Source organism: Burkholderia sp. KL41 (assembly GCF_057005415.2).
The window spans coordinates 609,832-633,900 of record NZ_CM174447.1; the positions used below are offsets into that span (position 1 = coordinate 609,832).

Here is a 24,069-nt window from a genome sequence, read left to right on the forward strand (position 1 = left end):
CCGGCGGGCGCGCTCACCGTGCGGGGCGGGCGCAACGGGAACCGATGGGAGCAGGGTCCCGGCGGTGGGCATCACGATGCCGGCACCTCGCCGGCGCGTCGATGCCGGCCGTGTCGTCGCAGGGGCTACACACGGAATGAGCCGTCGAAGATGACGGTGTCGTCGAACAGGATCTTTCCGGACGAAAACACCAGATCCAGGTGATGGCTGCCGCGTTCACCGCCGCCGAGGCCAAGGTGCAACCCGGGATGGCGTTCTTCGAAACTTGCATTGCGTCCATGCAGCCTGACGTTCAGGTTCGTCCCGATCCCGAACTCCTCGACGATCCTGTTTCCCGCGCATTTGTCGAGATACAACCTGAAATCGTCCTCGAGCTGTCGATTGGCCGATTCCACGCTGACCACCTGGCTCCGCTCGATCCCGATCTTCAATATCGAGTCGATGACACCGTACTTGATGGCAAAGGGCACCGTGCTCAGGAAGGTGCCGCCGAACAAGACGCTTCCGCTCAGGTCGAGTACGCGGGTCGCCACTTCGCCGGGCATCAGGTCGTAGTGGTTGCGGCCATCGAGGCTTTTCCATGTCTGATCCAGCGTTCCGTGCAGCGAACCGCCGAAGCCGTCGTGAAATTGCACGCGTCGAGCGCGTTGTGCCGCCGCAATGATGCGTTCGTTGCGGGCGGCAATGTCGTCGATGCTCTCGGAAAAGGCCTCCTTGAAGAATTCGCCGTATTCCCGCAGCAATACCGACTTCTTCCAGTGCTCGGCCATTTTCGGCTTGAGGGGCGGGATGAACGACGGCCCATGCGGGTTGATGTCGGAACGGATGGACGAGTCGTACATGAAGATGAACATGTCACACCGGTCGATTTCCTTTATGACCTGTTCGTGATTTTCCGTGTCAAGCTCGACGTAGGTGAACGAATATTCGAGTTTTTTCGGGCAGTGCCGGATAATCGATTGCGCGGTATTTCTCTGGCTTTGATCCGAGCCGACCAGGATGTTGGCGCCGGCTGAATGTTTCTGAACCATGGCTGGATGTCCGCGGACACACGAAAAGAAATTCTCGACACTTTTTTCCATGATTATCTCCGGGGTATCCAGCTTCTGGATCAAAAAATGGCGGGTCGTTTCGATCCGCCATCATTCGGCTGCCTGCTTATGCCCACAGAGCAGTTGCGAATGGAATGACTGCGCTGTCCTTCATCATCTCGACCCAGTCTTCGTGCTGATCTTCCTGCATCCATTCGATCAGCGGGAGATCCTGCTTTTCCTGATTTTCGTTCATGATGATTTCCTTGTTTAGGAATTGAACTGCGAACATCGCAAATCGCCCCCGAAAATTCGAGGGCGGATTTAGCGATTGAGTGGGCGCATGGGGTTGCGCCGATTATATGGGGTGGGTATGAATAATTGCTTTCCGTTAATCGTCAGACAACATTAGCATTCGAATTTGCGGAGGGACAATGTAACGTAAACCCTAGGGTTGTTTTGATTTTGTGAATGCTGGTGGTGGTATTGTTTGAATGCCGAAAAAATGAAACGGGGTGCGTTTTGAAACGGGAATAAACGCACCGATTGATGTCGATTTCGACTGCTTGATTACCGGGCGCTCGTTTCATTCCCCCTTCGTCGCCGCGGGCACGTCGAACACGCGATCGAACGCCCACTGGAAGGCGAACGCGTAACAGAAGAAGAACGCAAACAGCCCGATGTCGACGACGAATGCGTCGAACCACGAGATGTCGAGCCACCACGACACGACGGGCACCAGGATGAAGATGAGCCCGCCTTCGAATCCGGTGGCGTGCAGGATTCGCCGCCCGAGCGTGCGTGCCGGCTGCCGGCGCGACGCTTCCCAGCGCTCGAACAACGCGTTGAAGATCATGTTCCACAGCATCGCGATCGCCGACATCGTCGCCGACAGCGCGCCCGAATAGACGAGGCCCTGCTTGAAGAGCGCCGCGATCACGGGCGAGATGCAGGAAATCGCGATCGCTTCGTAGAGCACCGCCTGCGTGATCCTGCGCGATAGGCCTTGCACGTTGTTTCTCCGGTTCGACGTCATTCGCCGCGGCACCCTGCCGTGACGTCCCGCAAGGCTATTCGCGTTGCACGCGTGCTTCAATTCACCTAATCTCACCCCGATTCAATCGAATTCAACCCGGCCCGATCCGGCCCGCGAGGCCCCGTGTTCTCGAAACTTCCCCTGACCGCATTGCGTGTATTCGAAGCGTCGGCGCGGCTTGGCGCGTTCAAGGCTGCCGCGGACGAACTGTCCGTGACGCCGGCCGCCGTATCGCACCAGATCAAGTCGCTCGAAAGCCGGCTCGGCGTGCTGCTGTTCGAGCGCGGCGCGAGCGGCGTGCGGCTCACGGAGGAGGGCGAGCAACTGTTTCGCGCGAGTCACGATGCGTTGCTGGCGCTGAGCCGCGGGCTCGATGCGGTGCGGCCGGAAGCGACCGGCGAGCGCACGCTCGTGCTGACCACCACGCCCGCATTCGCCGCGATGTGGCTGATTCCGCGTCTCGGGCGGTTTCGTCGCATCGATCCGCAACTGCACATCAAGGTCGAAACCGGCAACACGCTCGCCGATCTCGAACGCGATGCGCGGATCGATCTTGCGATTCGCGCAACGTCGCGCACGTTTCCGGCGCTGCACGAGATTGCGCTGATCGACGAGTATTTCGGCGCCTATGCGGCCGCCGGGTTCGACGCGCACCGCACGGGCGAGCCGCTCGACCTGATCGAGACCGTGTGGGATACGCCGTTGCCGGTGTCGGTCGACTGGGCGTCGTGGTGCCGTGCGGCAGGCCGCGACGCGTGGCTCGAACGCGCGGTGTTTCGCCATTACGACGACGAGCATTACGCGTTGCAGGCCGTGCTGCACGGGCAGGGCATCGCGCTGCTCAGCTCGGTGCTGGCTGCCGAGCATGTCGCGCACGGCGCACTGACGCCGATCGAGCCGTCGGTGCGGCTCGACGGCGCGCGTTTCGTCGCGCTGTGCCGGCCCGGGCGTGAGCGCGAGCCGCAGGTCAGGTCGTTTCTCGACTGGCTTGAAGCGGAAATCGCGCAGACGCGGGCGGCGGTGGCGCGGATGGGGGCGGGCGTCGAGCGCTAAAGCGGGGCGGCGCGGGCCGTGTGCGAACGGTGCGCCCGCATACCGTCACCCGAACCTGACGCAATACACCGGCGGCAAATGCGCGGACACCAACTGCCAGTTTTCCCCGCCGTCATCGGACGTCCACAACCCGCCGGTCGTCGACGCCATCGCGAGGCGCGTGCCCGAATCGTCCACCGCGAGCCCGTGCCGATACACGAGGTCGTACGCCGGTGCGGGCGGCAGCCCGTTCGTGAATGGCTCGAAACTGCGCCCGCCGTCGCGCGTGCGCGTGACGACGAACCGGCCGTCCACCGGAATCCGGCACGCGTCCTTCACGGCCGGTACGAACCACGCGGTGTCCGGCTCGTGCGGATGCACGGCCACCGCGAAACCGAAGCTCGACGGCTGGGCCTCGATCCTCCGCCAGTGTTCGGCGCCGTCGGTCGAGCGGAAGATCGCGCAGTGATGCTGCGTCCACAGCACGTCCGGGTTGGCCGCACACTGCACGACGCGGTGCGGGTCCTGCGCGTTGGGTTCGCCGCGTCGCTCGGGCGGCATGTAGTCGGCTTCCATGCCGTCGGCCGTCACACGCCACGTCGCGCCGCCGTCGGCGGTCTGCCAGACGCCGCCGCACGAGATGCCGATCGTCACGTGCCGGCTGTCGCGCGGATCGACCATCACCGAATGGATGCCCGGCGCATCGTATCCGCCGCCGCCCCATTCGGCGCGCTCCGGGCGATCCCACAATGCCCGGTTGAGCACCCAGGAACCGCCGCCGTCGTCCGAGCGGAACAGCCCGCCGGGAATCGTGCCCGCCCACAGCACGCCCGGCTCGTCGGTGCCGCCGGCTTCGAGCGACCAGATCTGCTGGAGCGTCCACGGCGGCTGCGGCGGGCCGGGCGGCGTGTCGCCCGTGTCGCTCGCGGCACCCGTGCCCGACGGTGCGCTGGCGGGCGGATCGTCGGCTGGCTGCGGCGGATACACGGGCACCGCGCATTCTTCCCAGTCGGTGGCGCCGGCCCGCCTGCGATGCAGTTTCACGCCGAAATGACCCAGGTTGAGCGCCGCATACAGCGTGCCGTCGCGCGGGTCGGCGAGCGCCATGCTGACCGGCTCGCCGGCGAAATGCGGCTCACCGAGCGTCCAGCCGCCGTTGCCGTCGGGCTGCAGGACGAACAGGCCCTTGCGGGTGGCGACGAGCAGTCGATCGTTCATGTGCGATGTCTCCTGATGGCCCGACCTGGCGTTCCGGCACGCGGTCGGCGCTTGTGCATGCGTCCCTTTATCCGCCCGTCAGCGCCTGTACGACATAAACCCGGCTCGCGTCGCCGAGCACGTCGGACAGGCGCTGACGGTCGCGTATCGGCTGGCCGTCGATGAATACCGACAGGTGTTTGCGCAGCGCGCCCTGGTCGTCGAGGATGTAGCCGCGCAGTCGCGGCTGCTCGCCGAAAACGGTGTCGAATGCTTCGCCGAGCGTGCGGGCGTCGATTTCGCGCTCGGGCGTTTCGATATGCCGCTGGATTGAGGCGGCGAAGAAGAGGTGCGCCATGGCGGGAGCCGGCAGGAGCCGCGCGGAGGGGACGGTCTTTAGTTTAGGCGATCCGTCGGAGGCGCCAAGACGACGTCTCGTAGTCGCCGTGCGCCGGCGTGTCGATCCGTCGCGGTCGACACGACCACGCGGATCGGCAACAATCCCGCCCGGGCCGCCATCGCATGCCGGATTCGGCCGCCATGCCGCTCGACGGTCGCACGCTCTCCACTTGCCGATGAAGGACATTCCCGCCATGCCGCGATCCGCGCTGTCGATCGTCAAACCCGCCGTCGACGATATCGTCGCGGGCCGCAAGCGCGTGGAGATCCGCTCGTGGGCGCCGCCGGCCATGCCGTTGCGCGATCTCGTGCTGGTGCAGAACGCGATCTTCCTGCGGCAGGACGGGCAGGAGGATCCCGACGGTATCGCGCTCGCGATGGTCGATGTCGTGGGGGTGCACGACTGGACGCCCGATGAAGCCCGCTCGCAAGGCAAGCAATGGTGTGCAGGATACGTGTGCTGGGAACTGGCGAACGTTCGGCAGATCGCGCCGCCTGTTCCGTGCGTCGCGAAGCGCGGCATCTATGCGTTGCCGGATGATTTCGGAAAGGTGTCCTGATGATTTCGCCTGCATCCGGGGCGGGCCGGACGCCCTTGCGACACCAGAGAGGGCAGTCGAAACGAAGCGTCACCCGGAGAGTGCCCGCCGCCCGCGCTAAACCGGAATCGATCGCCCGCGTATCCTGATCCCGATCCGCACGATGCCGATCACCGCATTCGACAGCCACGTGAGCAGGCGCGGCATCCCGCGTCGGCGGATATCGAGCAGCAGCACGATCCGCACGGCGTCGCTGTCGTTCCACACCTCGTGCATGAACGTATCGTCCCACAGCAGGAAACGGCCTTCGTCGAGCCGGTATTCGTGGCCGTCCACCTTCAGCACGGCGGCCGGCGCGCCGTCCGCGCGCTTCGGCATCGACAGCACGAGATAGCCGCGCAGGATGCCGCGAAACGGCCCGCGATGCGGTGGAATGTGCTTGCCGGGTGCGAGGAACGACAGCGATGCGGACAGCACGTCCGGCGACGTCGCGACGATCGACGCGACGGTCGGGCAGCGCGACAGGTTGCGCGGGAACGGCTGGCCGTAGGCCTGCATGATGAACATCCGCCAGTCGCGTGCATCGGTGGCCGAGATGTCGTACTGCTCGCGCATGACCTCGTGGAAGCGCGGGATGCGCGCCATGTCGCGCGCCACGGCGAATGCCTCTGCCTGGATGGCGGGCCACGCACGGACGAAACGCCCGGCATCGGGAAACGCGGCCGTATCGAGCACCGCGCCGCCGTCGATATGGCGGTCGTACAGCGTGCGCAGCAGGCCGGCTGCATAGTCGTAAGCGACGGACATGGTCGATCGAGGCGCGATCCGGAAAGGGTGACGTCAGTCTGCCCGAAGCGGGGCGGGCGCTGCGTTACGTCAGGTTACGCCGGCTGACGAAAGAATGACAGGTTCATGAATGTTCGTTCCACGCGCCCCCGGAGCCGCAGAAGCCGCGTGATTCGGGCCGCGACATGCGGGAATAAATGCACACGCTCCGTCGTCATACGGGTGTAGCACGTCGTCTCGTTGACTTCTCGAGGAGTGGAACATGAACAAGCATTGGCTGGTGGCCGCCGCCGTGGCGGCGATTTCTTTCGCGGGTGTCGCGGCGCCCGCATCGGCGCAGGCACTGACGCGCGCGCAGGTCAGGCAGCAGCTGATCGACGCCGAGAACCAGGGGCTGCGCTTCGTGACCGATACGTCGTATCCGGACGTGAGCCCGCTGTTCCGGCAGCAGGTCGAACGGATGCCGCAGCGCCAGGCCGGCACGGCAGTCGGCAGCGAGCCGGCCGCCTCGTCCGATGCGGGCAAGCCGGCGACGATGGCGCCGCGCCAGCGTTCCGCCGCATGCGTCGGCCCGGCGAGTTTCTGCACGATCTATTTCGGCAGCTGACGCAGCCGCCCGCGTTCGCAGGGCCGGCATTCACCCAGGTTGATCGATACGGAACATTGAAGGAGTTCATGATGAAAACATATATCGCAGTACTGACGATGATCGCGGCGATGGTCGGCCAGTCGGCCTTCGCGCAATCGGCCGCGCCGCTGACGCGCGCGCAGGTTCGCGACGAATTGATGCGCCTGGAAGCAGCCGGGTACGACCCGGCGAAAGGGGACGACGGCGAGTATCCGGCGGACATCCAGGCGGCGCAAGCGAGGCTTGCCGAACAGGACCGGGCCCGGATGGCGGCTGCGCATGCACCGGCGGCCGGTATGCCGGCGCAGAACAGCAACTAGGTGCCGATATGGTCTTGTGCGACTTCAGGCCGTCGTGTTCGCGGCACGGCCGTCCGGCAGCCGTTCGTGCCGCCCGACGCGGTGGAAGGGCGCCGGCCGCCGTGCCCGTCATCGCGCGCCGCTTCGCTCGGCGCCGCGATCATCTGGCCGGCGGCGCGCGATGGTCAGGCCGGCCGATCGCGCGATGAGCCGGGACGACGACGGGTTCGGCCCTGGCGGCAGGCCGGTTCATGCGCGCCATGATATGCCGCGCTGCCGATCGTGCGATCACCAGGGCATCATGCGCTGCAGGACCTGGTCGCGCAGCACGAAGCGGTGCGCCAGCGCCGCTGCCACGTGCAGGCAAATGCCGGCGAACAGCACCCAGGCGAGGATGCCGTGCACGTCGCCCATCGCGTGGCCGAACCCGGAACCGGCCGCCGACAGCGCGGGCAGCGGCACGATCCCGAGCAGCGTCACGCCCCACGCGCGCGACGATGCGTTGATCCAGCCGAGCAGCGGCACGGCGATCAGCAGCGCGTAGAGCGCGAAATGCGTGACGCCCGACAGCGCACGCATTGCAGGAGACAGGTCGTTCGCCGGCGGGCGATGCGTCGCGCGCCACAGCACGCGGCAGGCCATCGCGGCGAGCAGTGCGGTGCCCACGATCAGGTGCGCGGCGATCAGGCCGACGGGCTGCGTATCGCGATGCACGTCGGGCATCGTCCAGCCGATCGCATATTGCGCGACGATCAGCGCGACGATCAGCCAGTGAAGAAAACGCGCAACGGTGTCATATCGGGCGGGTGTGGACATGAAGACTCCTGCGTACGACGGGGACGGTATCGGACGGGTGGATTCTACGACCGCATGCTTAACGAAACGTTAAGCACGCGGCATCTCACGCGGCGATCGGTCGTCGGGTGAGCCTGCCGGCCGCGCTTCGCCCGCGTCCGCCGACGGCAGTGCGACCGCGACACCGAGGCCCTGGCCGCCGATGCCGGGCCCGAACTGCACGGTGCCGCCCAGGTATTGCGCGATGCGCGTGACGATCGACAACCCGAGCCCGCTGCCGGGCGACTGCGCGCCGCTGCCGCGATAGAAGCGGTCGCCGAGCCGCTCGTGCTCGCCGGGGGCGACGCCGGGCCCGTCGTCGCGAACGACGATGCGTTGCAGTGCGCCGTCGTCGTGCACGCCGAGCTCGATGCGACCGCCCGGGCGGCCGTACTTCACGGCGTTGTCGACGAGGTTGTCGAGCAGGATGCCGATCAGGATCGGATCGGCGTCGATCGCGCGTCCGGAGACGGGGCCGGCCACGAGGTCGATGGCCTTGTCCGACGCCTTCGCGAGATGGCGGTCGAGGGCGGCTTCGACGAGTTCGCGAACGGCGACCGCGCGCGTCGGAATGCGTTCGTATTCGTCGAGCCGCGCGAGCAGCAGCAACTGCTCGGCGAGACGCGCACTGCGGTCGACGCCTTGAACGACCCGCTGCATCGCGAGCCGCTGGAGTGCCGGATCGTCGGTCGCGATGGCCACCTGGGCCTGGACCTTGATCGCGGCAAGCGGTGTCTTGAGCTCGTGCGCGGCATCGGACGTGAACGCGCGCTCGCGCACGATCGATTGCCGCAGCCGGGCCAGCAGGCGGTCGATCGCGTCGACCAGCGGGCGCACTTCGTCCGGCACGGCGGCGATGCCGAGCGGTTCGAGCGATCGCGCGTCGCGCGCGCCGATCAGCGTCGACAGCGTCTTCAACGGCGCGAGACCGCGTCCGATCAGATACCAGAGGAGCAGCGCCAGCACCGGGAGCGCGACGATCAACGGCAGGACGATGCCGCGCGCGGTGCCGGTTGCCAGGTCGCTGCGCGTGTTCGCGATTTCCATCACGCGGATCCAGCGCCCCGACGCGTCGTCGCGCAGCGTGTGCATACGCCATGACGCGTCGCGGATGACGATCGTTTCAGGAAGACCGCGCGAGTCGTGCGCGTCGGGCAGGCCGGCGGCGCCGGCCGGGAGGCTCGACGCGACGACCTGGCCCCGTGCGTCGCGCACCTCGAACAGCACGTCGCGCGGAAGGCGATCGCCGTCGGTTTCGGGGCCGGGTTTCGAGCCGCGGCGATCCAGTTCGACACGCGCGTCCGGCGGCACACGGGCGAGGCGGCCGAGGTCGGCAGGCGAGAGATTGACCAGCAGCGATGCATATTCGACGAGGCGGGCGTCTTCCCATTCGCCGATCTCGCGCGTCGCATACCGGAAGCTGCCGAACACGGCGACGAGCCACACGACCGTCACGCAGCCGAGCGCCATCGACGAAACGCGGCGCCGTATCGAGCGGGACGTCATGCGAGATCGACGACGTAGCCGACGCCTCGAACGGTGCGGATCAGTTCCGCGCCGAGCTTCTTGCGCAGGTTCGACACATGCACCTCGATCGCATTGCTTTCGATACCTTCCTGCCAGCCGTACAGGGTGTCCTCGAGGCGCGAGCGCGACTGCGGCGCGCCCGGGTGGCTGACGAGCTGAACCAGGATGGCCCACTCGCGCGACGTGAGCGCGATGCGCGACGCATCGCGTGTCACCGTGTGGGCGGTCAGGTCGATCGTGATGTCGCGCCACACGATCTCGTCGCCGGCGCGGCCTTGCGAGCGGCGCACGAGCGCGCGGCAGCGGGCGAGCACTTCGGTCAGTTCGAACGGTTTCGCGAGGTAGTCGTCGGCGCCGTCGTCGAGGCCGCGGACGCGGTCGGCCACGGTGCCGCGCGCGGTCAGGACCAGCACGGGGACGGTATCGCCCGCATCGCGCAACGCGCGCAGCAGCTCGGTGCCCGATTTCCCGGGCAGGCCGAGATCGAGCACGACGAGCGCGAAGCGCGTCGTCGCGAGTGCGGCTGCCGCTGCGTGACCGTCGCGCAACCAGTCGACGTGATAGCCGGCCTGGGTCAGGCTGATCTCGAGACCGCTGCCGATCAGGTCGTCGTCTTCAACAAGGAGGAGTCGCATGGTCGATTCGGGGGCGGATGCCTGCGATTGTACGAGCGCGACGCACCTGCCGTGCAACGGATTGTAATTGCGCAGGATCAAACTTCTCCCGATTCTGAAGAACGCTTAAGGTTCGGCGGCGGCAATCCCGCTACCATCGGCCACACCGTTTCCAGGGGGATTTTCCGCTGCCCCTGATCCCGAACCGGGTCACGCCTGTCCGGCTTGCCCGTCAATCCGCGACCTTGCCGATCGATGTCCGATCGACGCGAGTCGCCCGTACGGGAGATTCATTCCTCATGGCCCCCTCAACGATCGAGCGATGGCGCGCCTACCTGCTGATCGCCGCGCTGGCCGGCATGTTCGTTCAGTGCTTCGTGCTGGTTTCATGGCTGGCGCTGCGCGTACCCGAGGCATTTTTCACGACGATGACGTTTCGCATGTGGACCGTCGTCGCGATCGTCACCGCGATCCTTTCGGTCCGCAAGCTTGCCGGCGCGGCGTTCAGGGCGGCGCTGGCATGCGGATTCGTACACGTGACCGGAATCGATCGTCACACGGTAGCCGTGTCATCCGATTGCGCGTACCGTCGGCTGGTCATCCTTCATATCCGGCTCAACGGAAATCGGTTCCGCTACGCACACGGGTGAGCCCGCCTTCGCGCGTGCCCGCCCCGACGCACCACGGTCCCGCCGGGCCACCACTGGGGAATCGCATGGTGTTGCTGCATGTGCTGCACGCGCTGGCCGGCGCGATGTCGATCGTCTGCGGGCTGGGCGTATTGCTGGGTATTGCGTATACGGTCGCGGCCAGCGTGCTGGTCGGGCGGTTCTTTTCCAGGCCGGCGGCGCAGCCGCGCGAGTATCCGGGCGTCACCGTCGCGAAGCCGCTGCACGGCGACGAGTGGCAGCTCGTACAGCATCTCGAAAGCTTCTTCGTGCAGAATTATCCGGGCCCCGTCCAGCACCTGTTCGGCGTGCACGATGCAGGCGACGCGGCACTCGCGGCCGTCGAGACGCTGCGTGCACGCTACCCTGACGCGAACATCAAGGTCGTCGCCGATGCGCGGCTGTACGGGCCGAACCGCAAGATCGGCAATCTCGTGAACATGCTCGAACACGCGGAGTATTCGGTGCTGTGCCTCGCCGACAGCGACGTGCTGGTCGAGCGCGATTATCTGTGCGCGGTCGTCGGCGCGCTGCAGCAGCCGGATGTCGGCATCGTGACGAGCGTGTACCGTGGTGTCGCATCGCCGGGTTTCTGGCCCAGGATCGCCGTCGCGATGACGAACTACCATTTCCTGCCGGGCGTGATCACCGGGATATTCATCGGGCGTGCGCGGCCCTGCTTTGGCCAGACGATTGCGATCACGCGCGCGACGCTCGAACGTATCGGCGGCCTCGCGCGATTCGCGCATCACCTGGCCGAGGATCACGCGCTGGGCGAAGCGGTGCGGCAGGCAGGCGCACAGGTCGTCATTCCGTCGTTCGTCGTCGGGCATGCGTGCGTCGAGGAGACGTTCGCGAGGCTGTACGCCCACGAGTTGCGCTGGAGCTGCACGATTCGCGCGGCGGACCGGCTCGGTCATGCGGGCTCGGTGCTGATGCACCCGGTGCCGCTCGCGCTGCTGGCGCTGCTGTTCTCGGGCGGCACGGCCGCCGCGTGCGTGCTGGCGATCGCGGCGCTCGCCGCGCGGGTGCTGCTGATGCTGAAAACGAGCCGTGCGACCGGCGCGGGGCTGCGCGGCGCAATCTGGCTGCCGTTCGTCGATCTCCTGCAGTTCTTCGTGTTCGTGTCGAGCTTCTTCTCGTCGCATGTCGTGTGGCGCGGCACGCGCTTTCGCGTGAACCGGGAAGGGCTGTTGTCGGCGGCGAGCGAATCATGACGACGCAGACGAACCCCGGCGGCGACGCAGCCCGGAACGTCGCGCGCAGCGACGCGCGGCTTCGGCGCGCGGGGCAGGCCGCGGCGCTGGGCGGGCTGGCGCTCGCCGTGTGGCTGATCTGGCGCGAGCATCCGCTGGACATCCTGCATCGCCTGCAGATTGCCGGCGCCGGATTGCTGCTCGCGGCGCTGGCCCACCTCCTGCCGATGCTCGCGAATGCGTGGGACTGGCGGATGCTGATCCGCGGCCCGCGTAGGCCGTCGTTCGCGACGATGCTGAAACTCGTGTGGATTCGTGAATCGATCAACGGGCTGCTGCCGGTCGCGCGGATCGGCGGCGAGATCGTGTCGTTCGGCCTGCTGCGGCAGGCGGGCGTGCGGCCGGCGACGATCGTGGCCAGCCTCGTCGCCGACATGCAGCTGACGCTGATCAGCCAGCTGGTGTTCGCGCTGGTCGCGATCGGCTACGTGCTCGGGCACGTCTCGTCCGATGCCGCGCGGGTGGCCGGGAACCTCGCGATCGGCATGGCCGCGCTGGTGCCGGTGCTGCTGCTGTTCGCGCTGGTGCAGCATGCGCGGCCGTTCGAGCGCGCGATGCGCGTGCTGAACCGTGTCACGAGCGGGAAGGTGGTGGCGCTCGTCGGCGAATCGGCGCGTACCGATCAGTCGATCCGGATGATCTGGAGAAAGACCGGCATCGTCGTGCGCTACCTCGCGATCTGGCAGCCCCTGCAGTTCGTGGGTTACGCGCTGGAAATCTGGCTCGCGCTGGTCTTTCTCGGCGCGGAGCCGACCTTCGCGCAGGCGCTCGCGATCGAGGCGCTGATCCAGCTCGTGAGCAGTATCGCGTTCCTGATGCCGGGCGGCCTCGGCGTGCAGGAGGGCGGCTTCGTGCTGATCGGCGGGCTCCTCGGGTTCGATCCGCCGACGTGTCTCGCCCTGGCCGGCGCCCGCCGCGTGCGCGACCTGCTGTTCTATCTGCCGGGCCTGCTCGCGTGGCAGTGGGCGGCCGGTTCGGCGAACCGGCCGGGCGGAACGAAACGCGCGTCGTTGCCGATCGGGGAATCCGCCCGGCCGCATTGATGCGGCCGCGCAGCCCGTGCCCGCGCGGCCGGCGGCGCGGGAATCAGCGCCGTTCGTCGGCGAGATGGCTGCGGATCACGTCCGCGAACGACGTGTCGCCCTTCAATCCGAGCGCTTCCGCGCGCGACGTATCCCAGCGGCCCGGCCAGCTGCCGACGATCTTCTCGACGCGCTCGTCGGGCACGTGGCGGATCAGCTTCACGACTTCGTCGCCCGCGACTTCGCGCAGCGCCGCGATCATTTCGTCGACCGATACCGACAGGCCGGGCAAATTGATCACGCGTTTGTTGCCGAGCTTCGCGCTGTCGATTTCGCAGCCCGCGACGAGCGCTTCGATCGCGCCGCGCGGCGACAGCAGCCACAGCCGCGTCGAACCCGGCACCGGGCACACGCTTTCCTCGCCGTTCAGCGGCTCGCGGATGATGCCGCTCGCGAACGACGATGCGGCCGCGTTCGGGCGGCCCGGCCGCACGCTGATCGTCGGCAGCCGCAGCACGCGGCCGTCGACGAAGCCGCGCCGCGCGTAGTCGCACAGCAGCAGCTCGGCGATCGCCTTCTCGGCGCCGTAGGACGATTGCGGGTTCAGCGCGGTGTCGTCCTGCACGACGTCGGGAAGCGTGCCGCCATACACCGCGACCGAGCTCGTGAACACGACGCGCGGCCGGTGGCCACGCGCGCGACACACTTCGAGCAGCGCGCGCGACGCGTCGAGGTTGATCCGCATGCCGAGGTCGAAATCGGCCTCGGCCTGCCCGCTGACGATTGCCGCGAGGTGGAAGATCGCGCCGGTTTGCGTGTCGATCGCGCGTTCGAGCACCGCGCGATCGGCGATGTCGCCGACGATCGACGTCACGCGCGCATCGCCGAAATCGCTGCCTTCGACGACGTCGAGCAGCACCAGCTCGTCGATCTTCTCGCTGCGGCCGTCGGGGCCGCTCAGTTCGCCGCGCTCGAGCAGCTTGCGCGCCAGACGCTGGCCGAGAAAGCCGGCGCCGCCGGTGATCAGTACTTTCATGTTCGTTACCTTCCGAGGAATGCGTGAATTAGCGGGAACAGGCCCTGAGCCAGCCGAGCCCTTCCGACGTGCCGGCCTTCGGGCGGTACTCGCAACCGATCCAGCCGTCGTAGCCGAGCGTGTCGATCAGCTCGAACAGATACGGGTAGTTGAGTTCGCCGAGATCCGGCTCGTGGCGATCGGGCACGCCCGCGATCTGGATATGGCCGATGCCCGCGAAATCGCGCCGGAGCTTCGTCGCGAGATCGCCTTCGACGATCTGGCAGTGGTAGCAGTCGAACTGCACCTTCAGGTTCGGCGCGCCGACTTCCGCGCGGATCGCCTGCGCGTCGTCCTGACGGCTCAGGAAATAGCCGGGCATGTCGCGCTGGTTGATCGGCTCGATCAGGATCGTGATGCCGTGCGCGGCAGCAGCCTGCGCGGCATGGCGCAGGTTCGACAGGTAGGTGTCGCGATGGCGTGCACGGTCGGCGCCCGGCGGCACCATCCCGGCCATCACGTGCAGCTTCCGGTTGCCGAGCACGCGTGCATAGTCGAGCGCCTGGTCGATGCCGCGCCGGAACTCGTCCTCGCGGCCCGGCAGCGATGCGGTGCCGCGTTCGCCCGCGGCCCAGTCGCCGGGCGGCGCGTTGAACAGCGCCTGTTCGAGGGTGTGCGCGTCGAGGCGCGCGCGGATGTCCTCGGCGGCGAAGTCGTACGGGAACAGGTACTCGACGGCCTTGAAGCCGTCGTAGGCGGCAGCGGCGAAGCGTTCGAGGAACGCGTGCTCGGTGTACATCATCGAGAGGTTGGCGGCGAAGCGTGGCATGGCAGCGGGTCCTGTGAATGAATGGGGCGGGGCATACGTCGCCCCGCGTCGAACGGCAACTCGGCGGTTCAGCGGTTCACGAGTTTCGCGGGCGTGAGCCACACGGCGATCGCGCCGATCACGAGCATCGCCGCCAGCACGTACATGCCGGACGCCGTGCTGTGCGTGACGTCCTTCAGGTAGCCGATCACGTACGGGCTCGCGAACCCGGCGAGGTTGCCGACCGAGTTGATGATCGCGATCCCGGCGGCGGCCGCGGAGCCCGCGAGGAACGCGGTCGGCAGCGACCAGAACAGCGGTGCGCAGGTCAGCACGCCGCCCGCCGCGAGCGACAGGAACACGATCGACACCGCCGTATTGTGCGAGTACGACGCGGCGACCGCAAACCCGACCGCGCCCATCAGCGCGGGCACGATCAGGTGCCAGCGGCGTTCGCGGCGCTTGTCCGCGCTGTGGCCGAACAGGTTCATCACGACGATCGCGACGAGGAACGGGATCGCGGACAGCAGGCCGATCTGCAGCGTATCGGTGATGCCGGTCGACTTCACGAGCGTCGGCATCCAGAACGTGAGGCCGTACTGGCCCGTGACGAACGCGAAGTAGATCAGCGACATCCACCACATGCGCGGGTCGGCGAACACGGCCTTCAGCGAGTGGCCGTGCTGCTGCTGTTCCTGCGGCTGCGCGGCGATCTCGTCCTCCAGCAGTTGTTTCTCGCGTTCGTCGAGCCACTTCGCGCCGCGGATGCTGTTGTCGAGATACAGGATCGTCGCGATGCCGACGAGCACGGCCGGCACGGCTTCGATCATGAACATCCATTGCCAGCCGTGGAAACCCGAGCCGCCGTGGAAGCGCTCCATGATCCAGCCCGACAGCGGGTTGCCGAAGATGCCCGACACGGGAATCGCGGACATGAACACCGCGATGATCTTCGCGCGGCGATGCGACGGGAACCAGTACGTGAGATACAGGATCACGCCGGGATAGAAGCCGGCTTCCGCGAGGCCGAGCAGGAAGCGCAGCACGTAGAACTGCGTCGGCGTCTGAACGAATGCGAACAGCCCGGACAGCAGGCCCCACGTGATCATGATCCGCGCGATCCAGATACGTGCGCCGAGGCGGTACATCAGCATGTTGCTTGGCAGTTCGAACAGAAAATAGCCAAGGAAGAAGATGCCGGCGCCGAGCCCGAACACGGTTTCGCTGAACGCGAGATCCTGCGACATCTGCAGCTTCGCGAAGCCGACGTTCACGCGGTCGAGATACGCGACCACGTAGCAGAGCATCAGGAACGGCACGATGCGCCAGAACACTTTCTTGTAGGTGCGGTCGAGTTCCGCGGCAAGGGCGGGCGCGGCGGGCGAGCGGCCAGCGGCCGCGTCGAGAGCAGTCATCGTCGTCTCCAGGATGTTGTGTGCCGGCGGCGTGTACGCCGCCGGATCATTGTGTGTGCTGACGGAAGGGCCCGCGCACACGGCGGGCATGGGAATCGTTGCGGGGTACGTCGCTACCAGCGCGCGCCGAAGCTGGCGCGCAATTCGTCGAGCGCGGCCTCGTCGAGCGGTTCGGGTTTCGGGTTCGTCATCAGCCACAGCCGCGCCGTTTCCTCGAGTTCTTCGAGTGCATACGACGCGTGCGACACCGATGGCCCCCACATCACGGGGCCGAGGCGGTCGAGCAGCACGCCGCGCACCTGGTCGGCGAGCGCCGCGACTTCCGCGGCGACGCCCGGATCGCCGGGGCGGCGGTAGCGGATCAGCGGAATGTGGCCGACCTTCATCACGTAGTACGGCGTGATCGGCGGCAGCACGTCGGTGTCGCGCCATACGCCCGCGAGCGTCAGCGCGACGAGGTGCGTCGAATGGGTGTGGACGACACCGTTCGCTTCGGCATTGCGCGCGTAGATGCCGCGATGCAGTGCGAGCGTCTTCGACGGCTTGCCGCCCGATACGGGCTGGCCGTCGAGGCCGACCTTCGCGATGTCGTTCGGGTCGAGACGGCCGAGGCACGCGTCGGTCGGCGTGATCAGCCAGCCGTCGGGCAGCCGCGCGCTGATGTTGCCGGCGCTCCCGACCGCGTGGCCGCGCGCGTACAGGCTGGCGCCGACGACGCAGATATCCTCGCGCAGTTTCGCTTCGTCGCTCATCGTGCGGCTCCGTCCAGCGCGCGCAGCGCCTTGTCGAAAAAGTCCGTGGTGCCGAAGTTGCCCGACTTCAGCGCGAGGCCGAGCGGCGCCGCGTCGATGGTGGCCGTCGCCGGCACGCCCGGATCGATCTGCGCGCCGATCTGCAGCGACTTCACGTCGAGCGCCTGCACGACCGCGCCGGACGTCTCGCCGCCGGCGACGACGAACTTGCGCACGCCGAGATCGCGCAGCCCGCGCGCGATCGCCGCGAGCGTGGCTTCGACGAGATGGCCGGCCGCGTCGACGCCGAGCGCTTGTTGTACGGCCTTCACTTCGTCAGGCGTCGCGGTCGCGTAGATCAGCACGGGCTGCGGCAGGTGCGTGCGCGCGAACGCGAGTGCCTGGTCGACGACGGGTTCGCCGCGCGATGCCGCGAGCGGATCGATGCGGAAGCTCGGCCGCGTGGCGCGCCATGCGGCGACCTGCGCGTTGGTGGCCTTCGATGCACTGCCGGCGAGCACCGCCGACAGGCCGTCGATACGCGGCAGCGACGCCGCGTTGTCGCGCTCGGGCAGTTGCTCCGCGCGGCGGAAATTCGCGGGCAGGCCGAGCGCGATGCCCGAGCCGCCGGTGACGAGCGGCAGGCCCGCGCAGGCTTCGCCGAGCACGTAGAGGTCGCGGTCCGACAGCGCGTCGGCGATCGCGAATCGTGCGCCTTCCGCGCGCAACTGGTCGATCCGCGTGCGCACGGCGGCCGCGCCCAGCGCGATCGTGTCGTAGCGGATCAGGCCGACGGGCGACTTCGTTTGCCGCTGCAGCACGCGCACGAGGTTCGCGTCCTTCATCGGCGTGAGCGGATGGTTTTCCATGCCCGATTCGTTCAGCAGCACGTCGCCGACGAACAGGTGGCCGCGATAGATCGTGCGGCCGTTCTCGGGGAACGCCGGGCACGCGATCGTGAAGCCGCCGCCGGCCGCATCGAGCAGCGCATCGGCGACGGGCCCGATGTTGCCCGCGTCGGTCGAATCGAACGTCGAGCAGTACTTGAAGAAGAATTGCCGGCAGCCTTGCTCGCGCAACCATGCGTAGGCGGCGAGCGATTGCGCGACGGCGTCGGCCGCGGGGATCGTGCGCGACTTCAGCGCGACGACGATCGCGTCCGCATCAAGCGTGGCGCCGTCGGCGGGCACGCCGATCGTCTGCACGGTGCGCATGCCGCTTTTCACGAGCATGTTCGCGAGATCGGTCGCGCCGGTGAAATCGTCGGCGATGCAGCCGAGCAGGGGACGGGAAACGGGAGCGGTCATGGCGGGTACGTCGTTCGAATCAGCGGGCGGGCGGCAGCGTGATGCCGGGGAAAGTCTTGATCACGGCGGAATCGTCCTCGCCGCCGTGGCCGGCGCTCGACGCGCTCATGAACATCTGGTGCGCGGTAGCCGACAGCGGCAGCGGGAACTTGCTGCGGCGCGCGGTATCGAGCACGAGGCCGAGGTCCTTCACGAAGATGTCGACGGCCGACAGCGGCGTGTAGTCGCCGTTCAGGATGTGCGGCACGCGGTTCTCGAACATCCACGAATTGCCGGCGCTGTGCGTGATCACGTCGTACAGCGCGTCGGCATCGACGCCTTCGCGCAGGCCCAGCGCCATCGCCTCGGCCGCCGCGGCGATATGCACGCCGGCCAGCAACTGGTTGATGATCTTCACCTTCGAGCCGATGCCGTGCGCATCGCCGAGGCGATAGACCTTGCCGGCGATCGCGGCGAGCACGTCCTCGCAGCCCGCGTATGCGGCGGCCGGGCCCGACGTCATCATCGTCATTTCGCCGGAGGCCGCGCGCGCGGCGCCGCCGGACACGGGCGCATCGAGCATCTGCAGGCCGGCGGCCTCGATGCGTGCGCCGAGCGCCACCGCGAATTCCGGCGCGACGGTCGCGCTGGCGATCACGACGCCGCCCGGCTTCATCGCCGCGACCGCGCCGTGCTCGCCGAACAGCACCGTTTCGGTCTGCGCGGCATTCACGACGAGCGTGACGACGACGTCGCACTGCGCGCCGAGTTCGGCCGGCGTCGCGCAGGCGATGCCGCCTTCGACCGCGAATGCCTGCAGCACGGTGTCGCGCACGTCGCATGCGTGCACGCGCAGGCCGGCGCGCAGCAGCGAGCGGGCGACGCCGAGGCCCATCGCGCCGAGGCCGATGACTCCAACATTTCGTGACATGGTCAACCTTGATCGATTCGGGAGAGGTTCGTGACAGCGGCGCCGCCGGTAACGGCCGCGGCCGCCGGCTTCAGCAGATGCCGGCTTCCGCGAGACGGCGGGCGGCGTTGTACATGTGCGTGCGTGCCGCGTTGCGCGCGGCCATCGGGTCGCGCGCTCGGATCGCGTCGGCGATCGCCGCGTGTTCGTCGCGCACCTGGCGCGAGAAGTCCTCGCGCGTCGCTTCGTTGCGCCGCGTGACCTTCACGCCGGCTTCGAGGTACTGGTTCAGGAACTGCAGCGTCTTCAGGAAATACGGGTTGCCGGTGACGGCCGCGATCGTGCGGTGGAACGCGACGTCTTCCGCGACGCCGTCGCGCCCTTCGGCCACGGCATCGTCGATCTTGCGCAGCGCATCGTCGATGTCGGCCATGTCCTCGTCGGTGTGGTGCAGGGCCGCTTCGGCCGCGACCTCGGCCTCGATCGCGCGGCGCACCGCGAGCAGGTGCGGCAGCGAGGTGGCCTCGACCGCTTCCGCATAGTCGATCCGCAGCGGCCGGATCGCGCCGTGCTGGTTCACGTACACGCCGCTGCCCTGGCGCGGCTCGACCACGCCTTCGTTCTTCAGCCGCGAGATCGCCTCGCGGATCACGGTGCGGCTCACGCCGAATTCCTGCGCGAGCACGGCCTCCGTCGGCAGCTTGCCGGTGGCCGAGAAGCTGCCGACTTCGATCTGCTTGAGCAGTTGCTGCGCGACATGGTCGCTCATCGCGCGGGCGGGAATTTTCTCGAACATGGTGCTCTGGCTTGTAAGGTTATGTGGTCATCATACAAATTTGAGCGCGACGAAGCATCCGGGATAACCCTCGATCAACGGAGGGCAACGTCGGTCAAATCAATTGAAACCGGTTCCATTTGAGGGGAAATCGGTGCGATCGACTATCGCTTCGCGGTGGGTCAGCCGGGCGGGAAAGCGCAGTGCGGGTGCGTCGGCCGTCAGTCGGCGAGGTCCTCGACGGAGTCGTCCGTTGCGTCCGTCGCATCTGCCGTCGCGCCGGCTTCCGCCACTTCGCCGCCACGCTCCCGATAAGTCGCCGGCGGCACGCCGAACTGCTTGCGGAACTCGCGTCCGAGGTGCGACGCATCGGCGAACCCGCAGCTCGACGCGATATCGGCCACCGTGCGGTCGGAACTGGTCAGCAGCCACGCGGCCGTGCGCAGCCGCACCTGTTTCGCGAACGCCTGCGGGCTCTTGCCCGTTTCGGCCTTGAACAGCCGCTCGAGCTGCCGCGTCGACAGGTCGAGCTTGTTCGCGAGCTCGTCGAGCGACAGCGCCCGCCCGACATGCTGTTCCATCAGGAGAATCGCGCGCTTGACCTTCGGGTGCGTCGCCGGCTCGAGGCCCGGCGGATGCGGCTGCGGGGCGTTCCCTTTCTGCATCTCGCCGACCAGCAGGATGCGCAGCGCCTTCTGCACGGTCGCGTGATCGAAATGGCGCAGCAGGATCGCGGCGGCGACGTCGATCGACGCGCGGCCGCCCGAACAGGTGATGCGGCGCCGGTCGATCACGAACAGCCGGTCGGCGATCAGCAGGTCGGGATCGGCGGCCGGAAAGCGCTCGATGAAATCCCAGTAATGGAACCAGCTCACGCAGGTGCGGTAGCCGTCGAGCACGCCTGCGCGCATCAGCGTGAACACGCCGGTGCAGATCCCGACGACCGTTGCGCCGCCGGCCGCCGCGCGGCGGATGAAGTCGAGCGTCTCGGGGCCCGCCTGCGGCCCCGAATGCAGCAGCCCGCCGACCACCACCACGTAGTCGAACGGCTCGGCCGCGTCGAACGTTTCCCATGGCGTGATCTGGATCCCGCAGCTCGCGCGCACCGGCGCGAGGGTCTCGCCGATCACGCTCCACGCGCAGCGCACGGGCTTGCTGTAGTCGCCGTCGTCCGCCGACAGCCGGAGCATGTCGACGAAGCCCGAGAAGGCCGTCAGCGTGAAGTTCGGCAGCAGCACGATGCCGAAGCGGATGCGTCGCGGTGCGGGTTCTGCGAGGGGGGAAGCGGGTACGTCGGGTGTCATCGCGGCCAATCTCTTCACGCCGGGCAGGCGGTCTCACTCAGTCTGTCGATACGGGTTACGCGGGTACGGCGGTCGGGCACGGCCGGGCGACGCGGATGCAGCCAGCGTCGCCGATCGGCTCCGGCCCGACTTGTGGTTTTCCGTCGCGAACCATCGCCAAAACGCACTTTCCGGCCCGCCGGCGCGGCGCTTGGCGGCGGTATCCCACGCCGATGCCGTTTTTGTTCTATCGGCCGATTTTACGCTTTGATGTACTGGTGCCCAACGTCATTCCACGCATGTCACCCTGAGGAAGCCAGATGAACGTCAGCGCGTTCGACCTGTTCAAGATCGGCATCGGCCCGTCCAGTTCGCATACGGTCGGCCCGATGATCGCCGCGTGCCGCTTCGCGTCGCACGTGGAGGACGCGAACCTGCTCGGCTTCGTGCGCCGCGTGCGGGTCGAACTGTACGGCTCGCTCGGCGCGACCGGCAAGGGCCACGGCACCGACAAGGCCGTGCTGCTCGGCCTCGAGGGCCACCTGCCCGACACGATCGATCCCGACCTGATCGAGCCGCGGCTGGCCGCGATCCGCGCGGAGAAATCGCTGTCGCTGCTCGGCAAGCAGACGGTGCGCTTCGACGAAAAGGAACACATCGGCTTCTATCGCAAGCTGATGAGCGGCACGAGCATCGTGCACCCGAACGGGATGCGCTTCCAGGCCTTCGACGAACACGGCCAGCTGCTCGTCGAGAAAGAGTATTACTCGGTCGGCGGCGGCTTCGTCGTGAACCGCGACGGCGATCGCGTGAACGGCGTGCGCGCGGCGGTCGAGGTGCCGTACCCGTTCCGCACCGGCGACGACCTGATGCGCCAGTGCCGCGAGCACGGGCTGTCGATCGCCGAGCTGATGATGCGCAACGAATGCGCGCTGCGCCCCGCCGACGAAGTGCGCGCCGGGCTGCTCGCGATCTGGCGCACGATGGCCGCCTGCGTCGAACGCGGCTGCAAGGTCGAGGGCGACCTGCCGGGCCCGATGCGCGTGAAGCGCCGCGCGGCCGAGCTGAATGCCCGCCTGCGCGCGCGTTCGGAAGAGTCGCTGCGCGACCCGCTGTCGATGCTCGACTGGGTCAACCTGTATGCGATGGCCGTCAACGAGGAGAACGCGGCGGGCGGCCGTGTCGTCACCGCGCCGACCAACGGCGCGGCCGGCGTGATTCCCGCGGTGCTGCACTACTACGTGAAGTTCGTGCCGGGCTCGAATGAAGCCGGCATCGTCGAATTCCTGATGACGGCCGCGGCGATCGGGATCATCTACAAGGAAACCGCGTCGATCTCCGGCGCGGAAGTCGGCTGCCAGGGCGAAGTGGGCGTCGCGTGCTCGATGGCGGCCGCGGCGCTGGCCGCGGTGATGGGCGGCACGCCCGACCAGGTCGAGAACGCGGCCGAGATCGGCATGGAGCACAACCTCGGGATGACCTGCGACCCCGTCGGCGGGCTCGTGCAGATCCCGTGCATCGAGCGCAACGCGATGGGCGCGATCAAGGCGCTGAACGCGTCGCGCATGGCGCTCAAGGGCAACGGCCAGCACTACGTGTCGCTCGACTCGGTCATCAAGACGATGCGCGAGACGGGCGCCGACATGAAGACGAAATACAAGGAAACGTCGCGCGGCGGTCTGGCCGTGAACGTCATCGAATGCTAACGAAGGACCACAACATGAGCCGCTACTCGATATTCAGCCTGTTCCGCAACGGTCTCTCGTATCACGAGAACTGGGAAAAGCAGTGGAAGAGCCCGGAACCGAAGAAGGAATACGACGTCGTGATCGTCGGCGGCGGCGGCCACGGCCTCGCGACCGCCTACTACCTCGCGAAGGAACACGGCATCACGAACGTCGCGATCCTCGAGAAGGGCTGGATCGGCGGCGGCAACACCGCGCGCAACACGACGATCGTGCGCTCGAACTATCTGTGGGACGAGTCGGCCGCGCTGTACGAGAAGGCGATGAAGCTGTGGGAAGGGCTGTCGCAGGACCTGAACTACAACGTGATGTTCAGCCAGCGCGGCGTGATGAACCTGGCCCACACGCTGCAGGACGTGCGTGACACCGAGCGCCGCGTGAACGCGAACCGCCTGAACGGTGTCGACGCCGAGTTCCTGACGCCCGCGCAGATCAAGGAAATCGAGCCGACCATCAACCTGAACAGCCGCTATCCGGTACTCGGCGCGTCGATCCAGCGCCGCGCCGGTGTGGCGCGTCACGACGCGGTGGCCTGGGGCTTCGCGCGCGGCGCGGACCGCGCGGGTGTCGACATCATCCAGAACTGCCAGGTGACGGGCATTCGCCGCGAAGGCGGCGCGGTGGTCGGCGTCGATACGGTGAAGGGCTTCATCAAGGCGAAGAAGGTGGCGGTGGTCGCGGCCGGCAACACGACGACGCTCGCCGACATGGCCGGCGTGCGCCTGCCGATCGAAAGCCACCCGCTGCAGGCGCTGGTGTCCGAGCCGATCAAGCCGGTGGTGAACTCGGTGATCATGTCGAACGCGGTGCACGCGTACATCAGCCAGTCCGACAAGGGCGACCTCGTGATCGGCGCGGGTATCGACCAGTACACGGGCTTCGGCCAGCGCGGCAGCTTCCACATCATCGAAAGCACGCTGCAGGCGATCGTCGAGATGTTCCCGGTGTTCTCGCGCGTGCGGATGAACCGCCAGTGGGGCGGCATCGTCGACGTGTCGCCGGACGCGTGCCCGATCATCACCAAGACCGACGTGAAGGGCCTCTACTTCAACTGCGGCTGGGGCACCGGCGGCTTCAAGGCGACGCCCGGCTCGGGCTGGGTGTTCGCGCACACGATCGCGCGCGACGAACCGCATCCGCTGAACGCGCCGTTCGCACTCGACCGCTTCTACACGGGCCACCTGATCGACGAGCACGGCGCAGCCGCCGTCGCGCACTGAACGAGGAGAAGAA

26 protein-coding genes are annotated in these 24,069 nt (G+C 67.5%); 9 read left to right on the forward strand and 17 right to left on the reverse strand.

All coding sequences use genetic code 11. From position 1 onward, the window contains the following. Nucleotides 1–125 precede the first annotated feature (125 nt). The 3 genes from PQB87_RS20325 to PQB87_RS20335 all read right to left on the reverse strand — a co-directional run bounded on the left by PQB87_RS20325 (nucleotide 126) and on the right by PQB87_RS20335 (nucleotide 2,043). Complete coding sequence (locus PQB87_RS20325) at nucleotides 126–1,082, reverse strand: M29 family metallopeptidase (RefSeq protein WP_489243592.1); 957 nt, start codon at nucleotides 1,080–1,082, stop codon at nucleotides 126–128. Nucleotides 1,083–1,158: 76 nt separating this feature from the next. After that, nucleotides 1,159–1,287 carry a hypothetical protein gene (locus PQB87_RS20330; protein ID WP_021163990.1) on the reverse strand — a complete coding sequence of 43 codons (129 nt, stop codon included), beginning with the start codon at nucleotides 1,285–1,287 and terminating at the stop codon, nucleotides 1,159–1,161. Nucleotides 1,288–1,617: 330 nt separating this feature from the next. Beyond that, complete coding sequence (locus PQB87_RS20335) at nucleotides 1,618–2,043, reverse strand: PACE efflux transporter (RefSeq protein WP_027790606.1); 426 nt, start codon at nucleotides 2,041–2,043, stop codon at nucleotides 1,618–1,620. 147 nt (nucleotides 2,044–2,190) lie between these two features. Here PQB87_RS20335 and PQB87_RS20340 point away from each other — a divergent pair, with 147 nt between their 5' ends. Beyond that, the gene (locus tag PQB87_RS20340; RefSeq protein ID WP_489243594.1) at nucleotides 2,191–3,120 is read left to right on the forward strand and encodes a LysR substrate-binding domain-containing protein; all 930 of its coding nucleotides are present in this window, start codon (nucleotides 2,191–2,193) and stop codon (nucleotides 3,118–3,120) included. Between the two features lie 45 nt (nucleotides 3,121–3,165). Here the strand turns inward: PQB87_RS20340 and PQB87_RS20345 are convergent, their stop codons facing one another. After that, nucleotides 3,166–4,317 (reverse strand): WD40/YVTN/BNR-like repeat-containing protein, encoded by a 1,152-nt coding sequence (locus tag PQB87_RS20345; protein ID WP_060067852.1) that lies wholly within the window; start codon nucleotides 4,315–4,317, stop codon nucleotides 3,166–3,168. Nucleotides 4,318–4,384: 67 nt separating this feature from the next. Then, entirely contained in the window at nucleotides 4,385–4,654 is a 270-nt protein-coding gene (locus PQB87_RS20350) for a ubiquitin family protein (protein ID WP_059682289.1), read from the reverse strand. 235 nt (nucleotides 4,655–4,889) lie between these two features. On the opposite strand from PQB87_RS20350, the gene PQB87_RS20355 reads away from it, so the two are divergent. Further along, the gene (locus PQB87_RS20355) at nucleotides 4,890–5,255 is read left to right on the forward strand and encodes an ASCH domain-containing protein (RefSeq protein ID WP_226146872.1); all 366 of its coding nucleotides are present in this window, start codon (nucleotides 4,890–4,892) and stop codon (nucleotides 5,253–5,255) included. A gap of 96 nt (nucleotides 5,256–5,351) precedes the next feature. Here the strand turns inward: PQB87_RS20355 and PQB87_RS20360 are convergent, their stop codons facing one another. After that, nucleotides 5,352–6,041 (reverse strand): aspartyl/asparaginyl beta-hydroxylase domain-containing protein, encoded by a 690-nt coding sequence (locus PQB87_RS20360; protein ID WP_489243595.1) that lies wholly within the window; start codon nucleotides 6,039–6,041, stop codon nucleotides 5,352–5,354. 241 nt (nucleotides 6,042–6,282) lie between these two features. Here PQB87_RS20360 and PQB87_RS20365 point away from each other — a divergent pair, with 241 nt between their 5' ends. Together PQB87_RS20365 and PQB87_RS20370 are read left to right on the forward strand one after the other, a co-directional pair. After that, nucleotides 6,283–6,627 (forward strand): DUF4148 domain-containing protein, encoded by a 345-nt coding sequence (locus PQB87_RS20365; protein WP_060174280.1) that lies wholly within the window; start codon nucleotides 6,283–6,285, stop codon nucleotides 6,625–6,627. 71 nt (nucleotides 6,628–6,698) lie between these two features. Beyond that, a complete protein-coding gene (locus PQB87_RS20370) occupies nucleotides 6,699–6,968 on the forward strand; it encodes a DUF4148 domain-containing protein (RefSeq protein WP_489244260.1) in 270 nt (89 codons plus the stop codon). Between the two features lie 267 nt (nucleotides 6,969–7,235). On the opposite strand, the gene PQB87_RS20375 is transcribed toward PQB87_RS20370, so the two are convergent. From PQB87_RS20375 to PQB87_RS20385, 3 genes are all read right to left on the reverse strand, one after another. Beyond that, nucleotides 7,236–7,763 carry a cytochrome b gene (locus PQB87_RS20375; RefSeq protein WP_021156345.1) on the reverse strand — a complete coding sequence of 176 codons (528 nt, stop codon included), beginning with the start codon at nucleotides 7,761–7,763 and terminating at the stop codon, nucleotides 7,236–7,238. A gap of 69 nt (nucleotides 7,764–7,832) precedes the next feature. Next, on the reverse strand, nucleotides 7,833–9,287 hold the full coding sequence (locus PQB87_RS20380; protein ID WP_489243596.1) for an ATP-binding protein: 1,455 nt from the start codon (nucleotides 9,285–9,287) through the stop codon (nucleotides 7,833–7,835). Continuing rightward, nucleotides 9,284–9,943, reverse strand: a complete 660-nt coding sequence (locus tag PQB87_RS20385; protein ID WP_021156343.1) for a response regulator — start codon at nucleotides 9,941–9,943, stop codon at nucleotides 9,284–9,286. Before PQB87_RS20385 ends, PQB87_RS20380 begins: the two co-directional genes overlap by 4 nt. Nucleotides 9,944–10,167: 224 nt before the next feature. Between PQB87_RS20385 and PQB87_RS20390 the strand changes: the two genes are divergently transcribed. The 3 genes from PQB87_RS20390 (at nucleotide 10,168) to PQB87_RS20400 (ending at nucleotide 12,889) form a co-directional block, all read left to right on the forward strand. Continuing rightward, nucleotides 10,168–10,572, forward strand: a complete 405-nt coding sequence (locus PQB87_RS20390) for a hypothetical protein (protein ID WP_146756386.1) — start codon at nucleotides 10,168–10,170, stop codon at nucleotides 10,570–10,572. A gap of 65 nt (nucleotides 10,573–10,637) precedes the next feature. Then, nucleotides 10,638–11,807: a bacteriohopanetetrol glucosamine biosynthesis glycosyltransferase HpnI gene (gene hpnI / locus PQB87_RS20395; RefSeq protein WP_226218521.1), complete on the forward strand. Its 1,170-nt coding sequence runs from the start codon at nucleotides 10,638–10,640 to the stop codon at nucleotides 11,805–11,807. Next, nucleotides 11,804–12,889 (forward strand): lysylphosphatidylglycerol synthase domain-containing protein, encoded by a 1,086-nt coding sequence (locus PQB87_RS20400; RefSeq protein ID WP_489243598.1) that lies wholly within the window; start codon nucleotides 11,804–11,806, stop codon nucleotides 12,887–12,889. Before hpnI ends, PQB87_RS20400 begins: the two co-directional genes overlap by 4 nt. Nucleotides 12,890–12,932: 43 nt before the next feature. On the opposite strand, the gene denD is transcribed toward PQB87_RS20400, so the two are convergent. The 8 genes from denD to PQB87_RS20440 form a co-directional block, all read right to left on the reverse strand. Beyond that, entirely contained in the window at nucleotides 12,933–13,904 is a 972-nt protein-coding gene (denD, locus tag PQB87_RS20405; RefSeq protein WP_021156339.1) for a D-erythronate dehydrogenase, read from the reverse strand. A gap of 28 nt (nucleotides 13,905–13,932) precedes the next feature. Further along, the gene (gene otnI / locus PQB87_RS20410; RefSeq protein WP_027790622.1) at nucleotides 13,933–14,712 is read right to left on the reverse strand and encodes a 2-oxo-tetronate isomerase; all 780 of its coding nucleotides are present in this window, start codon (nucleotides 14,710–14,712) and stop codon (nucleotides 13,933–13,935) included. Nucleotides 14,713–14,780: 68 nt separating this feature from the next. After that, on the reverse strand, nucleotides 14,781–16,106 hold the full coding sequence (locus tag PQB87_RS20415; RefSeq protein ID WP_489243600.1) for an MFS transporter: 1,326 nt from the start codon (nucleotides 16,104–16,106) through the stop codon (nucleotides 14,781–14,783). Nucleotides 16,107–16,219: 113 nt separating this feature from the next. Further along, on the reverse strand, nucleotides 16,220–16,858 hold the full coding sequence (gene otnC / locus PQB87_RS20420; protein ID WP_489243601.1) for a 3-oxo-tetronate 4-phosphate decarboxylase: 639 nt from the start codon (nucleotides 16,856–16,858) through the stop codon (nucleotides 16,220–16,222). After that, complete coding sequence (gene otnK, locus PQB87_RS20425; RefSeq protein WP_059682301.1) at nucleotides 16,855–18,144, reverse strand: 3-oxo-tetronate kinase; 1,290 nt, start codon at nucleotides 18,142–18,144, stop codon at nucleotides 16,855–16,857. The genes otnC and otnK overlap by 4 nt, the downstream gene beginning before the upstream one ends. Before the next feature lie 19 nt (nucleotides 18,145–18,163). Next, nucleotides 18,164–19,054, reverse strand: coding sequence for an L-threonate dehydrogenase (ltnD, locus tag PQB87_RS20430; protein ID WP_489243603.1), 891 nt, complete (start codon nucleotides 19,052–19,054; stop codon nucleotides 18,164–18,166). 70 nt (nucleotides 19,055–19,124) lie between these two features. Beyond that, nucleotides 19,125–19,829: a FadR/GntR family transcriptional regulator gene (locus PQB87_RS20435; RefSeq protein WP_021156333.1), complete on the reverse strand. Its 705-nt coding sequence runs from the start codon at nucleotides 19,827–19,829 to the stop codon at nucleotides 19,125–19,127. Between the two features lie 200 nt (nucleotides 19,830–20,029). Next, nucleotides 20,030–21,112, reverse strand: a complete 1,083-nt coding sequence (locus PQB87_RS20440; RefSeq protein WP_489243606.1) for a GlxA family transcriptional regulator — start codon at nucleotides 21,110–21,112, stop codon at nucleotides 20,030–20,032. Between the two features lie 299 nt (nucleotides 21,113–21,411). Between PQB87_RS20440 and PQB87_RS20445 the strand changes: the two genes are divergently transcribed. Both PQB87_RS20445 and PQB87_RS20450 read left to right on the forward strand, forming a co-directional pair. Next, nucleotides 21,412–22,797 carry an L-serine ammonia-lyase gene (locus PQB87_RS20445; protein WP_027790628.1) on the forward strand — a complete coding sequence of 462 codons (1,386 nt, stop codon included), beginning with the start codon at nucleotides 21,412–21,414 and terminating at the stop codon, nucleotides 22,795–22,797. A 14-nt stretch (nucleotides 22,798–22,811) separates the two neighbouring features. Beyond that, nucleotides 22,812–24,056 carry a sarcosine oxidase subunit beta family protein gene (locus PQB87_RS20450; protein ID WP_006480591.1) on the forward strand — a complete coding sequence of 415 codons (1,245 nt, stop codon included), beginning with the start codon at nucleotides 22,812–22,814 and terminating at the stop codon, nucleotides 24,054–24,056. Nucleotides 24,057–24,069: the final 13 nt, after the last annotated feature.

What these genes read in the sequence shown, in the direction of transcription:
- PQB87_RS20360 (WP_489243595.1), bottom strand. Translation starts at nt 6,041, where the DNA reads ATGTCCGTCGCTTACGACTATGCAGCCGGCCTGCTGCGCACGCTGTAC.
- ltnD (WP_489243603.1), bottom strand. Translation starts at nt 19,054, where the DNA reads ATGTCACGAAATGTTGGAGTCATCGGCCTCGGCGCGATGGGCCTCGGC.
- PQB87_RS20435 (WP_021156333.1), bottom strand. Translation starts at nt 19,829, where the DNA reads ATGTTCGAGAAAATTCCCGCCCGCGCGATGAGCGACCATGTCGCGCAG.
- PQB87_RS20375 (WP_021156345.1), bottom strand. Translation starts at nt 7,763, where the DNA reads ATGTCCACACCCGCCCGATATGACACCGTTGCGCGTTTTCTTCACTGG.
- PQB87_RS20355 (WP_226146872.1), top strand. Translation starts at nt 4,890, where the DNA reads ATGCCGCGATCCGCGCTGTCGATCGTCAAACCCGCCGTCGACGATATC.
- PQB87_RS20385 (WP_021156343.1), bottom strand. Translation starts at nt 9,943, where the DNA reads ATGCGACTCCTCCTTGTTGAAGACGACGACCTGATCGGCAGCGGTCTC.
- PQB87_RS20400 (WP_489243598.1), top strand. Translation starts at nt 11,804, where the DNA reads ATGACGACGCAGACGAACCCCGGCGGCGACGCAGCCCGGAACGTCGCG.
- hpnI (WP_226218521.1), top strand. Translation starts at nt 10,638, where the DNA reads ATGGTGTTGCTGCATGTGCTGCACGCGCTGGCCGGCGCGATGTCGATC.
- PQB87_RS20350 (WP_059682289.1), bottom strand. Translation starts at nt 4,654, where the DNA reads ATGGCGCACCTCTTCTTCGCCGCCTCAATCCAGCGGCATATCGAAACG.
- PQB87_RS20450 (WP_006480591.1), top strand. Translation starts at nt 22,812, where the DNA reads ATGAGCCGCTACTCGATATTCAGCCTGTTCCGCAACGGTCTCTCGTAT.
- otnI (WP_027790622.1), bottom strand. Translation starts at nt 14,712, where the DNA reads ATGCCACGCTTCGCCGCCAACCTCTCGATGATGTACACCGAGCACGCG.
- PQB87_RS20440 (WP_489243606.1), bottom strand. Translation starts at nt 21,112, where the DNA reads ATGACACCCGACGTACCCGCTTCCCCCCTCGCAGAACCCGCACCGCGA.
- PQB87_RS20325 (WP_489243592.1), bottom strand. Translation starts at nt 1,082, where the DNA reads ATGGAAAAAAGTGTCGAGAATTTCTTTTCGTGTGTCCGCGGACATCCA.
- PQB87_RS20415 (WP_489243600.1), bottom strand. Translation starts at nt 16,106, where the DNA reads ATGACTGCTCTCGACGCGGCCGCTGGCCGCTCGCCCGCCGCGCCCGCC.
- PQB87_RS20330 (WP_021163990.1), bottom strand. Translation starts at nt 1,287, where the DNA reads ATGAACGAAAATCAGGAAAAGCAGGATCTCCCGCTGATCGAATGGATG.
- PQB87_RS20370 (WP_489244260.1), top strand. Translation starts at nt 6,699, where the DNA reads ATGAAAACATATATCGCAGTACTGACGATGATCGCGGCGATGGTCGGC.
- PQB87_RS20365 (WP_060174280.1), top strand. Translation starts at nt 6,283, where the DNA reads ATGAACAAGCATTGGCTGGTGGCCGCCGCCGTGGCGGCGATTTCTTTC.
- otnC (WP_489243601.1), bottom strand. Translation starts at nt 16,858, where the DNA reads ATGAGCGACGAAGCGAAACTGCGCGAGGATATCTGCGTCGTCGGCGCC.
- denD (WP_021156339.1), bottom strand. Translation starts at nt 13,904, where the DNA reads ATGAAAGTACTGATCACCGGCGGCGCCGGCTTTCTCGGCCAGCGTCTG.
- PQB87_RS20445 (WP_027790628.1), top strand. Translation starts at nt 21,412, where the DNA reads ATGAACGTCAGCGCGTTCGACCTGTTCAAGATCGGCATCGGCCCGTCC.
- PQB87_RS20380 (WP_489243596.1), bottom strand. Translation starts at nt 9,287, where the DNA reads ATGACGTCCCGCTCGATACGGCGCCGCGTTTCGTCGATGGCGCTCGGC.
- PQB87_RS20345 (WP_060067852.1), bottom strand. Translation starts at nt 4,317, where the DNA reads ATGAACGATCGACTGCTCGTCGCCACCCGCAAGGGCCTGTTCGTCCTG.
- otnK (WP_059682301.1), bottom strand. Translation starts at nt 18,144, where the DNA reads ATGACCGCTCCCGTTTCCCGTCCCCTGCTCGGCTGCATCGCCGACGAT.